At 54.1% G+C, this 11,939-nt stretch carries 10 protein-coding genes; 5 read left to right on the top strand and 5 right to left on the bottom strand.

What is annotated here, in order from left to right:
- The first annotated feature begins 23 nt into the window (after positions 1–23).
- Positions 24–2,639 carry an aminopeptidase N gene (gene pepN / locus HA50_RS06830; protein ID WP_084873722.1) on the top strand — a complete coding sequence of 872 codons (2,616 nt, stop codon included), beginning with the start codon at positions 24–26 and terminating at the stop codon, positions 2,637–2,639.
- Between the two features lie 83 nt (positions 2,640–2,722).
- On the opposite strand, the gene ssuB is transcribed toward pepN, so the two are convergent.
- From ssuB to ssuE, 5 genes are read right to left on the bottom strand one after another with little or no spacing between them, the layout of a single operon-like run.
- Complete coding sequence (gene ssuB, locus HA50_RS06835) at positions 2,723–3,514, bottom strand: aliphatic sulfonates ABC transporter ATP-binding protein (protein WP_084873723.1); 792 nt, start codon at positions 3,512–3,514, stop codon at positions 2,723–2,725.
- Positions 3,511–4,296, bottom strand: a complete 786-nt coding sequence (gene ssuC, locus HA50_RS06840) for an aliphatic sulfonate ABC transporter permease SsuC (RefSeq protein WP_084873724.1) — start codon at positions 4,294–4,296, stop codon at positions 3,511–3,513. The genes ssuB and ssuC overlap by 4 nt, the downstream gene beginning before the upstream one ends.
- Before the next feature lie 10 nt (positions 4,297–4,306).
- Positions 4,307–5,452: an FMNH2-dependent alkanesulfonate monooxygenase gene (gene ssuD, locus HA50_RS06845; RefSeq protein ID WP_084873725.1), complete on the bottom strand. Its 1,146-nt coding sequence runs from the start codon at positions 5,450–5,452 to the stop codon at positions 4,307–4,309.
- Positions 5,453–5,462: 10 nt separating this feature from the next.
- Positions 5,463–6,419, bottom strand: coding sequence for a sulfonate ABC transporter substrate-binding protein (locus HA50_RS06850; RefSeq protein ID WP_084873726.1), 957 nt, complete (start codon positions 6,417–6,419; stop codon positions 5,463–5,465).
- Between the two features lie 11 nt (positions 6,420–6,430).
- Complete coding sequence (ssuE, locus tag HA50_RS06855; protein WP_084873727.1) at positions 6,431–6,982, bottom strand: NADPH-dependent FMN reductase; 552 nt, start codon at positions 6,980–6,982, stop codon at positions 6,431–6,433.
- Between the two features lie 743 nt (positions 6,983–7,725).
- Between ssuE and HA50_RS06860 the strand changes: the two genes are divergently transcribed.
- The 4 genes from HA50_RS06860 to HA50_RS06875 all read left to right on the top strand — a co-directional run bounded on the left by HA50_RS06860 (position 7,726) and on the right by HA50_RS06875 (position 11,935).
- Positions 7,726–8,733 carry a glycosyltransferase family 2 protein gene (locus HA50_RS06860; protein ID WP_084873728.1) on the top strand — a complete coding sequence of 336 codons (1,008 nt, stop codon included), beginning with the start codon at positions 7,726–7,728 and terminating at the stop codon, positions 8,731–8,733.
- Positions 8,734–8,791: 58 nt separating this feature from the next.
- Complete coding sequence (locus HA50_RS06865; protein WP_084873729.1) at positions 8,792–10,093, top strand: flippase; 1,302 nt, start codon at positions 8,792–8,794, stop codon at positions 10,091–10,093.
- A 134-nt stretch (positions 10,094–10,227) separates the two neighbouring features.
- Positions 10,228–11,238: a quinone-dependent dihydroorotate dehydrogenase gene (gene pyrD, locus HA50_RS06870; RefSeq protein WP_084873730.1), complete on the top strand. Its 1,011-nt coding sequence runs from the start codon at positions 10,228–10,230 to the stop codon at positions 11,236–11,238.
- A gap of 154 nt (positions 11,239–11,392) precedes the next feature.
- Positions 11,393–11,935, top strand: coding sequence for a cell division protein ZapC (locus tag HA50_RS06875; RefSeq protein ID WP_084873731.1), 543 nt, complete (start codon positions 11,393–11,395; stop codon positions 11,933–11,935).
- The last annotated feature ends 4 nt before the right edge of the window (positions 11,936–11,939 follow it).

Consider the following 11,939-nt stretch of genomic DNA (forward strand, 5'->3'; position numbering starts at 1 on the left):
TTTTAACGATGCGAGAAGGATTTATGACGCAACAGCCGCAAATTAAATATCGTCACGACTACCGTGCGCCTGATTTCACTATCACCGATATCGATCTGACGTTTGATCTGGATGCGGCTACCACGCGTGTCACCGCCGTCAGCCAGGTGAAGCGTTTAGGGGCTAGCCAGGCCGAGCTGCGTCTGGATGGGGAAGACCTCACGCTGGTGTCGCTGGCGGTAGACGGCAATGCCTGGTCGCATTATCGCGAGGAAGAGGGCGCGCTGGTGCTGAGCCAGTTGCCGGACAACTTTACCCTGACCATCATTAATGACATCCATCCGGATAAAAATACCGCCCTGGAAGGGCTGTACCAGTCGGGTGAAGCGCTGTGCACCCAGTGTGAAGCGGAAGGTTTCCGTCATATCACCTGGTATCTGGATCGCCCGGATGTGCTGGCGCGTTTTACCACCACCATTATTGCCGATGCGGCACGCTATCCGTTCCTGCTCTCCAACGGTAACAAGCTGGAGAGCGGTCGCCATGAAGATGGCCGCCACTGGGTAAAATGGCAAGACCCGTTCCCGAAACCCTGTTATCTGTTTGCGCTGGTAGCCGGTGACTTTGACGTGCTGCGCGACAGCTTCACCACCCGTTCAGGCCGTGATGTGGCGCTGGAGATCTTCGTCGATCGCGGCAACCTGGATCGTGCTGACTGGGCGATGACCTCGTTGAAAAACAGCATGGCGTGGGATGAAGAACGTTTTGGCCTCGAATACGACCTCGATATCTTTATGATCGTCGCGGTGGATTTCTTCAATATGGGCGCAATGGAGAACAAAGGTCTCAACGTCTTTAACTCTAAATATGTGCTGGCAAAAGCAGAAACCGCCACCGACAAAGATTACCTCGGCATTGAAGCGGTGATCGGCCACGAATATTTCCATAACTGGACCGGCAACCGCGTCACCTGCCGCGACTGGTTCCAGCTCAGCCTGAAAGAAGGACTGACGGTGTTCCGCGATCAGGAATTCAGCTCCGATCTTGGCTCGCGCGCGGTCAATCGCATCGATAATGTGCGCGTGATGCGTGGTGCGCAGTTTGCGGAAGATGCCAGCCCGATGGCGCATCCCATCCGCCCGGATCAGGTGATTGAGATGAACAACTTCTACACCCTGACGGTGTATGAAAAGGGTTCGGAAGTGATCCGCATGATGCACACTCTGCTGGGCGAAGATAATTTCCAGAAGGGGATGCAGCTGTATTTTGAGCGTCACGATGGCAGTGCCGCCACCTGCGACGATTTTGTTCAGGCGATGGAAGATGCTTCCAATGTCGATCTGTCGCAGTTCCGCCGCTGGTATAGCCAGGCGGGTACGCCGGTGCTGACGGTGCGTGATGATTACAACCCGGAGCTGGAGCAATATACGCTGCACGTGACCCAGCACACGCCGCCCACCGCCGAGCAGAAAGAAAAGCTGCCGCTGCATATCCCGCTGGATATCGAACTTTACGATGGCGAAGGCAAGGTTATCCCGCTGCAACATAACGGCCATCCGGTGCACCATGTGCTGAACGTGACCGAAGAGTTCCAGAGCTTCGTGTTTGATAACGTCTATTTCCAGCCGGTGCCATCGCTGCTGCGTGAATTCTCTGCGCCAGTGAAGCTCGACTATAAATGGAGCGATGCGCAGCTGACGTTCCTGATGCGTCACGCGCGTAACGATTTCTCACGCTGGGATGCGGCGCAGAGCCTGCTGGCGACGTACATCCGTCTGAATGTGGCGCGTCATCAGCAGGGACAGCCGCTGTCGCTGCCGCTGCATGTGGCCGATGCCTTCCGTGCGGTGCTGCTGGATGAGCAGGGTGACCCGGCGTTGATGGCGCTGATCCTGTCACTGCCGTCAGAAAATGAAATCGCTGAGTTGTTCGAGGTAATTGATCCACAGGCGATTGCCGAGGTTCGGGAAGCGCTGGTACGCACCCTGGCCAAAGAACTGAGTGATGAGTTACTGGCGGTTTATCGTGCTAACCAGAGCAGCGTCTACCACATCGAGCATGCGGAAATTGGTAAGCGTGCGCTGAAGAATGTATGTCTGGGCTATCTGGCGTTTGCCGATGCGGAACAGGCGGACCAACTGGTGCAGGCACAATATCAGCAGGCCACCAATATGACCGATGCACTGGCTGCGTTGTCTGCGGCTGTTGCCGCTCAGTTGCCGTGCCGCGATGCGTTGCTGGCGGCGTATGATGAGCGCTGGCATCAGGATGGCCTGGTGATGGACAAATGGTTCGTGTTGCAGGCGACCAGCCCGGCGGCTGACGTCCTAAGCAAAGTGCGGGAACTGCTGCATCATCGTTCCTTCACCATGGGCAACCCGAACCGTATCCGTTCCCTGATTGGCGCGTTTGCTTCGGCGAATCCAGCGGCATTCCATGCCAAAGATGGCAGCGGTTATCAGTTCCTGGTGGAGATGCTGACCGATCTCAACACGCGTAACCCTCAGGTTGCAGCGCGTATGATCGAGCCGCTGATTCGTCTGAAACGTTACGATGCAGGCCGTCAGGCACTGATGCGTCAGGCGCTGGAGACGCTGAAAGGGCTGGATAAACTCTCCGGAGATCTGTACGAGAAGATCACCAAAGCGTTGAATGCGTAAATCATTTGCATGAACCGTAGCGGCGCGATTTATCGCGCGTCTTTTAAAACACGCGCGATAAATCGCGCCGCTACAGAGTTTTGCTATCGCTGCTGCACAAATCGCAACGGTTGCTCAGCGGCGCTCCGCTTCATTACCCGATCCAGCACTTCCGCTTCCAGCTCGGCCAGCCGGGCAGAACCGCGACGGCGGGGGCGTGGCAGATCAACCGTTAAATCCAGTCCGATCTGGCCTTCTTCAATCAGCAACACCCGGTCCGCCATGGCGACAGCTTCACTGACATCGTGGGTGACTAAAAGCACCGTGAAGTTATGTTGCTGCCACAACGATTCAATCAGTCCCTGCATCTCAATACGCGTCAGCGCATCCAGCGCTCCGAGGGGTTCGTCCAGCAACAACAGGCCGGGACGATGAATCAACGCACGCGCCAGCGCCACACGTTGTTTCTGGCCACCAGAGAGCGCCGCCGGCCATTCATTGGCACGTTCCGCCAGGCCGACTGCCTCCAGCGCTTCCCGCGCACTTTCACGCCAGGCGCGGCCTTTCAGCCCAAGGCCGACGTTATCGATCACCTTTTTCCACGGCAGCAGTCGGGCGTCCTGGAACATCAGGCGGGTATCCTCCCACGCTGCCGCCAGTGGGGCATTCCCGGCCAGCAATTCACCGCGAGTGGTGGATTCCAGCCCTGCCAGCAGGCGCAGCAGGGTACTTTTGCCACAGCCGCTGCGGCCCACTACCGCGACAAATTGTCCCGCCGGAATGTGCAGGTCGATATTATTCAGGATGGTGCGGTCGCCATATTGTTTGCTGACGCCGTTAACGCCCACCGGAGTGCCGCTGTTCAGGCGCGCCGGGGTGAGGGTTGCAGTGCTCATGCGTTAGCCTCCTTCAGTTGATAAGCCGGATGCCAGCGCAGCCATACGCGTTCCAGCAGTTGTGCCGCGACATCGGCCAGTTTGCCGAGCAGGGCATACAGAATGATGGCGACCACCACCACATCGGTTTGCAAAAATTCACGGGCATTCATCGCCAGATAACCAATGCCAGAGTTGGCGGAGATCGTTTCGGCCACAATCAGCGTCAGCCACATCAGGCCGAGCGCAAAACGCACGCCTACCATGATGGAAGGCAGCGCGCCGGGCAGGATTACCTGAATAAACAGGCTCCAGCCGGAGAGGCCATAGCTGCGCGCCATTTCCACCAGACCACGATCGATATTACGGATACCGTGGTAGGTGTTGAGATAGATGGGGAACATGGTGCCGAGCGCGACGAGGAAAATTTTTGCCGCCTCATCAATGCCGAACCACAGGATCACCAGCGGGATCAACGCCAGGTGCGGCACGTTACGTAGCATCTGCACCGAGGTATCAAGCAGACGCTCCCCAAAGCGCGAAGTGCCAGTAATCAGACCCAGCACCAGGCCAATGGATCCGCCAATACCGAAACCAATCGCCGCGCGCCAGCTGCTGATGGCGAGGTTCTGCCACAGTTCACCGCTGGCGGTGAGACGCCAGAAAGTGATCAAAATATTCTCCGGCGATGGCAGGATACGTGTCGACAGTAGCCCGATTTGTGATGCCAGCTGCCAGACCACCACCAGCAGCACTGGTAGCAACCACGGCAGGAAGGCGTTACTGAGCTGTTTCCTGGACATTATGTGCTCCTTAACTCTGCGCGACTTTCTGCGGCATATAGTCATTGCCTACGGCTTCACCGTGCGGCTGAATGTTACGCGGCTGAGGAATCTGCGGCACGTCGAGGTCAAGATGCGGGAACAGCAACTCAGCGACGCGATACGCTTCCTCCAGATGCGGATAGCCGGAGAGAATAAAGGTCTCGATGCCGAGATCTCTATATTCCTGCATGCGTGCCGCCACTGTCGGGCCATCACCGACTAGCGCCGTACCGGCACCGGTCCGCGCCAGGCCAACCCCGGCCCACAGATTCGGGCTGACTTCCAGCTTGTCACGACGGCCACCGTGCAGCGCCGCCATCCGTTGCTGGCCGACAGAATCGTAACGCGCGAACCCTGCCTGTGCTTTGGCGATGGTGGCGTCATCCAGATGAGAAATCAGCTGATCGGCTGCCCGCCACGCTTCTTCGTTGGTTTCACGCACGATAACGTGCAAACGAATGCCAAAACGTACTTTGCGGCCCTGTGCCTCGGCTTTGGCACGAACCTGGGCAATTTTCTCTTTCACCAGTGCCGGTGGTTCACCCCAGGTGAGATAGACATCAACCTGTTCCGCGGCCAAATCCTGCGCGGCATCGGAGGAGCCACCAAACCACAACGGTGGGCGCGGTTGTTGCACCGGTTTAAACAGCAGGCGAGCACCGCGGACTTTGACGTGCTTGCCGTCATAATCGACGGTTTCGCCTTCCAGCACCCGACGCCAGATACGGGTAAATTCGGCGGACTCAACGTAACGCTCGCGGTGATCAAGAAACACGCCGTCACCCTCCAGTTCTTCCGGGTCACCACCGGTCACCAGGTTAAACAACACGCGACCATTAGAGAGGCGATCGAGGGTAGCGGACTGACGCGCGGCCTGGGTGGGGGAAATTACCCCTGGGCGCAGCGCAACCAGAAAACGCAGACGCTGCGTGACCGGAATCAGTGACGCCGCGACCAGCCAGGCGTCTTCGCAGGAGCGCCCGGTCGGAATCAGGACGCCCCCAAAACCAAGGCGGTCGGCAGCCTGCGCCACCTGTTGCAGATAAGCATGATCAACCGCACGTGCCCCTTCGGCCGTGCCGAGATAGCGACCATCACCGTGAGTAGGAAGAAACCAGAATACGGATACGCTCATTGTTGACTCCTTAAGGCTGGGCGGACTGTGGCTGCCAGATGCGATCGGCGATGTTCACTTTTATCGGCATCAAATGATTGGCATAGAACAGGTCAGCGGTTTGTTGTTGGGCCTGCGCCGTATGGGCGCTGACCGGCGTAATGGTGGTGGGGGGACGATGATCGAGATAGCTGGCAATCACCGGTTTTGGCAGACCCATCGCCTGCGCCAGCAGGTCAATGCTTTGCTCGCGCTGACTGCGGGTCAGGGCATCGGCATCACTGAAGGTTTGCAGCACCTGCTGCACAAAACTGCCATTGGCTGCGGTAAATTTGCGCGTGGCGAGATAGAACGAACCAGTTTGATTCAGCTTGCTGCCATCCGCCAGCACGCGCACGCCGCCCTGCAACAGTGCGGCTGAGTAATAGGGATCCCAGATCGCCCAGGCATCAACATCGCCCTGCTGAAAGGCGGCACGGGCATCGGCAGGTGTCAGATAAGTGGGCTGGATATCTTTGAAGCTCAGACCGGCCTGCGCCAGCGCGCGCAATAAAAGATTGTGCGAGCTGGACCCTTTCTGAAACGCCACCTTATGGCCTTTCAATTCGGCCACGCTATGGATTGGGCTATCTTTCGGCACCAGAATCACCTCGGCTTTTGACTTCGGCGGTTCCGCTCCGACATACAGCAAATCGGCACCTGCCGCCTGCGCAAAAATCGGCGGGATATCACCGGTGCTGCCCAGATCGATACTGCCGACATTCAATGCTTCCAGCATTTGTGGGCCAGCGGGGAACTCGATCCATTGAATCTGGGTGTGCGGGAAACGTTGTTCCAGCATCTGGTGTGATTTTGCCAGCACCATACTGACCGAACCTTTCTGATAACCAATACGAAACTGGGCGGGTGCCTGCGCGGCCTGCACGCTGAGAGTCAGCGTCAGCAACGTTGCAAGGCCAGCCAGCCAGCGCGATAGCGTCCTTTTCATATCTCTTCCTTTTATACGGCCTGAGCGTAAGGTTGATGGCGGCGATGCAACGCATGCCAGAAGGTATCCAGCGCTTCATCAATGCGCGCGGCCAGCAACTGGTCCAGCTCGGGCTGACGATCGTAATGGCTAATCTGGCTATCGTCGGCGAAGACACCGTGCAGCACTTCCTGGGCTTTCAGCGCGTTCAGCACCGGTTTCAGGGCGTAATCCACCGCCAGCATATGGGCCACGCTACCGCCGCTTGCCAGGGGTAACACCACTTTGTGCTCCAGTGCGCGCTCTGGCAGCAGGTCGAGCAGTGTTTTCAATGCTCCTGAAAAGGAAGCTTTATAAATCGGTGTCGCGACGATCAGGCCATCGGCACTCGCCAGGTCCTCTTTCAGTGCCTGCAGTGCCGGGGAGTCGAAACGCGCATAGAGAAGGTCTTCCGGTTGAAAGTTGTGAATATTCCAGGGAATCACTTCGACACCGCGCGCTTCCAGCACGTGCTGGCACAGGGTCAGCAACGCCGTAGAACGGGAAGGGAATCGAGGGCTGCCTGCCAGCGTAATAACCCGCATAGTCACTCCTTATAACTGAAAGTTATTGATTATCTGATATTGAGAACTGATGGCTTAATCCTGACAGAGCGGGGGGCGGGGCTTAAATGATTTATCCGGCAATGGTAAGCCGGAATCTGCAAATGGGTGGGGCCGTCAATAATAAGATGGCAGGGTCGCGTTACGACTAATCCGAAAAGCCGGATGTCATAAAATAGAAATGATTCACTCCCTTTATGCAATGAAATACGTGCTGGGGATTTTATTAGTATGTGAAAGGATAAAAAGTGTATCTGCACAGTTCTGAAAGGATGTCAGCACCATACCAGGATAAAGCGTAACCCTGGTAATATGTCGAAGATAATCTCTCATAAAAACAATCATCCATCCGCGTGCCCCTGCGTTGCAGTTATGTCTTTTTGTATCTTCTGATGTCAACTTTCTCCAGCTTCATAGATTCAATAAGAAGCCACTCATCTCGATAATTCACGCAAGCTGGTTTTAAATTACAAATAGCAAAATTTAATGGTGGTCAGAAAAATAAACCACAACTCAACAGAGCAAAAATAAAAAATGAATACTTCACTTCTGATAATAAATTTATTGCTCGTTGTCAGGAGGGGGTAAACAAGTGGAGCTGTAAAAAGCACAGCGCTCTGATTAAGCTAACGCTAAATGATTCTTTTGATGATGCATTCCGTGCGTTCTGACGCACATGGATGTGATTGCTGTTTTTTTACCAGGTTGTTAAAAAGAGAGTGCTTATGTCAGAGAAATTACTTTCCGTCATCGTCCCAACTTATAACGTAGATAAATATATTGTTGAATGCGTGGATTCTCTGTTGCTGCAAATATCCGCGCCCAATGAAATCATCATCGTTAACGACAGTTCTACCGATGACACGCTGCATCTTCTCAACCAGCATTATGCCAACCTGCCACAGGTGCAAATTATCACTGTGCCCAACGGGGGAGCCGGGTTAGCACGTGACAAAGGTATTGAGCTGGCCCGGGGAGAATTTCTGTTTTTTTGTGATCCGGACGATCGCGTCGCTCCGGGGCTGGTCAGCGAGCTACAGCAAGTGGTACAGACGCATCCTCAGGTGGAGTTGTTCTGTTTTAATTCAATCATATTTGACCATGACCAGCCGCATCGCACCTCAAAAAAGGTGAGGCATGAACTGTCTGGCCTGCAATCCCCACTCCAGGTGTTTTCCTCTTTATTACGTAATGGCAGCTATACTTCCGCCGCATGGAACTACCTGCTGAAACGCTCGGTTATCGATAAATATCATCTGCGTTTCCAGCACCGGGTGCATGAAGATCACTGTTTCAGCCTGGGGGCTTTCCTGAAGAGTCACCATGCCTGGGTTAGTAATAAAAGTTATTATCAGCAGCGTGTCCGCCAGGGGTCATTAACCCATGGGCATAAAAATAGCGATTATTTCTTGCAGCGTTACCATGCGTTTCTGCAGGCATATCATGACCTCATCATCACGCTAGGGAAAAATAAATGGCGCAGTCAGTTACAAAAAGAATATTTGTTACATTCTTTCCGGCTAATGATTTATCTCTCGCTTTATAACCGCACGCCGGTGCCCTATTACGTGATTAATGCTATCCGTTTTCTGGGGCGTGAAATCAAACCTGCCGGATTAAAAGAGTGGTTGCTGCTGAATTATCCAGAGTTTTTTATCCGCATGCAAAATTACAAAGTGATTAAAGAACTGAAGAAAAACCGCCTTATTCCGAAAAGTGTTCCGGTGGTTTGATTGCACCAGGAATAAGTGCGAAAGTCATTGCTGGTATGAGCATTAAGGTTGTTGCGTCATGGCAAAAACACTCGATAAGAGTTTAGTGATTAATATTTTATCTTTGCTGGCCTATCGGGGAGCGTCATTTCTCTTTCCTTTAGTCACCTTACCCTATCTGGCGCGGATACTCGGCGTCAATCAAATGGGGGTGCTGGCGCTGGCTATCGCCTGCGTACTTTATTGCAGCACCATTTCAGATTGGGGTTTTAACGTTTATACCACCAAGGACATTGCTCACCATCGTGAGGATAAAGTCCGGGTGACGCAGATATTCTGGTCAACCTTCAATGCAAAATTGATGCTGATGCTCTCAACCAGCGGTGTGCTGTTACTCGCGACCTGGTTGAATCCGTCCTGGCATTTCCTGTTCTGGATAGTGCTGGCAAACTGCACCACGCTGCTGGGATCGCTGTTCTCCTTTGGCTGGCTGATGCAGGGCTTTGAGAAGCTCGGTAAAACGGCGGTGATTGCCACCTTTGGCAATTTCTGCGCTATCCCGCTGACGTTTCTGCTGGTGAAAACCCCGAGCGATACCTGGCTGGCGGCGATGATTCCGGGTGTGGTGTCGATTATCAGCGCGCTGATTACGCTGCGGTTTGTGCTGAAGATGAAGGTGATAGGTCGCTACCGCTTCGAACCCAGTGAAATCATGCAGCGCCTGAAAGACAGCGTGCACGTCTTTATCGCTATCGCCGGTGCAAATTTGTTTAACAGCGTCAACGTGGTGATTCTGGCCGCCTTTACCTCGCATTATGCCATCGGGATCTATAACGGGGCCGACCGTCTGCGTAAGGCGGCGAACTCGGTGCCGGAACAGATTGGCAACGCCTTTTTTCCACGCGTCAGTTATCTGTTTTCGCGTGATAAGGCAGCAGCCATCGCGGCGACGCGTAAGAGCTTGCTGATCTCGTTTCTGCTTAGCTTCGGTATTGTGATCTTCACGTACTTCTTCGCTGATGAAGTGGTCCGTATTTTGCTCGGCCCGGAATTTGTTGCCTCGGCTGACGTGCTGCGTGTGTTTGTGTTGTGTTTCCTGTTTGGCAACATTGCTTACCCGGCTGGTTTACAGGTGTTGATCCCGCATGGTCTGGCGCGTCAGCGTATGCTGGTGATGCTCGGCCCGGGCGTTATCAATATTCCGGTCTGTGCCTTCCTGGCCTGGAAATACGGTGCCATTGGCGCGGCATGGTCGATGGTGATTGCTGAGTTCCTTGTCTGCGTCGGGATTTTCTGGGTGATGGCACGCCACGGCATTCTGCGTGAGTATCTGCGTAATCCCGCTGCCACCACCACACCGATGAAAGACGCCGCAAGCTAATGATGACGCAGGTCAATTCGACCTGCGTTTCCTCGCGCTGCAATTTACTTTTGTGCCAGAGGCCATTACCATTCTGGCGCACATTTTCCCGTGCCCCCCGACTTTCACGAAGCTTCCGCCATTCAGGAGAGTGCATGTTATATCCTATCGTCCGGCCGGCGCTGTTTAAGCTCGATCCAGAGCGTGCGCACGAACTCACCCTGCATCAACTGCGTTTTATCAGCGGCACCCCGCTTGAAGGGTTTATCCGCCAGTCGTTACCCGCGCGTCCGGTTAACTGCATGGGGCTGACATTTCCTAATGCCCTTGGACTGGCCGCCGGTCTCGACAAAAATGCGGAATGCATTAATGCCTTTGGTGCGATGGGTTTTGGTTTTGTCGAAGTGGGCACCGTCACGCCGCGCCCACAACCAGGTAATGATAAGCCGCGTATGTTCCGCCTGGTGGAAGCGGAAGGGATTATCAACCGGATGGGATTTAATAATCAGGGCGTCGATTACCTGGTGGAGAACGTTAAAAAGGCGCGTTTTAAAGGAATCCTTGGTATCAATATTGGTAAAAATAAAGATACGCCGGTCGAGCAGGGGAAAGATGATTATCTGACCTGCATGGAAAAGGTGTATGCCCACGCCGGTTATATTGCCATCAATATTTCCTCGCCTAACACCCCAGGATTACGCACGCTGCAATATGGTGAAGCGCTGGATGATCTGCTGGCAGCCATCAAATTAAAACAAAAAGAGTTGCAGGAACGGCATCTTAAATATGTTCCCGTGGCGGTGAAGATCGCGCCGGATCTTTCTGAGGAAGAGTTGATCCAGATTGCTGACAGTTTAGTTCGCCACGAAATTGATGGTGTGATTGCCACCAACACCACCCTCGATCGTTCACTGGTCAGCGGCCTGAAATACGGTGAAGAAGCAGGTGGTTTAAGTGGCCGTCCGGTGCAGAATCGTAGCACCGAAATCATCCGCCGCCTGTCACAGGAGTTGCAGGGTCGTCTGCCCATTATTGGTGTGGGTGGTATTGATTCGCTGGTGGCGGCACGGGAAAAAATTGCCGCAGGTGCCACGCTGGTCCAGATATACTCCGGATTTATATATAAAGGACCTGGCTTAATTAAAGATATCGTGACCCATCTCTAAGACATTTCCCACATTCCCGCGCCAGGGGGTTTATTTATCCCTCTGGCTCGTTTATATTTTGTCCTGCTGGTGTATTTTTCAGCTTTTTCCTTAGCGTTATTTTCCTTTTGCTGTGAAGCGTAATTTTGCGCAGCGATGAACCACAGGGCACATCATGAAAATCAAACCCGATGACAACTGGCGTTGGTATTTTGACGCGGAGCATGACCGGATGATGCTTGATCTGGCCGATGGCATGTTATTTCGCTCGCGCTTCTCACGCAAAATGCTGACCCCGGATGCCTTTAATGAAAGCGGTTTTTGCGTTGATGACGCCGCGCTTTATTTTACCTTTGAAGAACGTTGCCGTCAGAGTGGTTTAAAAAGCGATCACCGTGCCGAGCTGGTATTAAATGCGCTGGTCGCCAGCCGTTTTCTGAAACCATTAATGCCGAAAAGCTGGCATTTCACCAGTCACGCCCACAGCTGGCAACCGGTCGCAGGCGATATGGTGGCGGTGACCCTCGCAGACAGCGGTGAGCAGGCGCAATTGCTGGTGGTGGAAAGCGGAGAAAATGCGGCGCTTTGTTTGCTGGCACAACATGCGCTGACCGTAGCCGGTAAAGGCATGGTGCTGGGGGATGCGATCAAAGTGATGAATGATCGTCTGCAACCTTGTAAGCCCGAATCTTCCGCCCAGTTTGCCCGGGCGGTGTAACGCG

The organism is Pantoea cypripedii (genome assembly GCF_002095535.1).
GTDB classification, from domain to species: domain Bacteria; phylum Pseudomonadota; class Gammaproteobacteria; order Enterobacterales; family Enterobacteriaceae; genus Pantoea; species Pantoea cypripedii.

Excerpts from the sequence above, each read along its gene's own strand:
- HA50_RS06865 (WP_084873729.1), top strand. The coding sequence starts at position 8,792 with ATGGCAAAAACACTCGATAAGAGTTTAGTGATTAATATTTTATCTTTG.
- pepN (WP_084873722.1), top strand. The coding sequence starts at position 24 with ATGACGCAACAGCCGCAAATTAAATATCGTCACGACTACCGTGCGCCT.
- HA50_RS06860 (WP_084873728.1), top strand. The coding sequence starts at position 7,726 with ATGTCAGAGAAATTACTTTCCGTCATCGTCCCAACTTATAACGTAGAT.
- HA50_RS06875 (WP_084873731.1), top strand. The coding sequence starts at position 11,393 with ATGAAAATCAAACCCGATGACAACTGGCGTTGGTATTTTGACGCGGAG.
- ssuC (WP_084873724.1), bottom strand. The coding sequence starts at position 4,296 with ATGTCCAGGAAACAGCTCAGTAACGCCTTCCTGCCGTGGTTGCTACCA.
- ssuB (WP_084873723.1), bottom strand. The coding sequence starts at position 3,514 with ATGAGCACTGCAACCCTCACCCCGGCGCGCCTGAACAGCGGCACTCCG.
- pyrD (WP_084873730.1), top strand. The coding sequence starts at position 10,228 with ATGTTATATCCTATCGTCCGGCCGGCGCTGTTTAAGCTCGATCCAGAG.
- HA50_RS06850 (WP_084873726.1), bottom strand. The coding sequence starts at position 6,419 with ATGAAAAGGACGCTATCGCGCTGGCTGGCTGGCCTTGCAACGTTGCTG.
- ssuD (WP_084873725.1), bottom strand. The coding sequence starts at position 5,452 with ATGAGCGTATCCGTATTCTGGTTTCTTCCTACTCACGGTGATGGTCGC.
- ssuE (WP_084873727.1), bottom strand. The coding sequence starts at position 6,982 with ATGCGGGTTATTACGCTGGCAGGCAGCCCTCGATTCCCTTCCCGTTCT.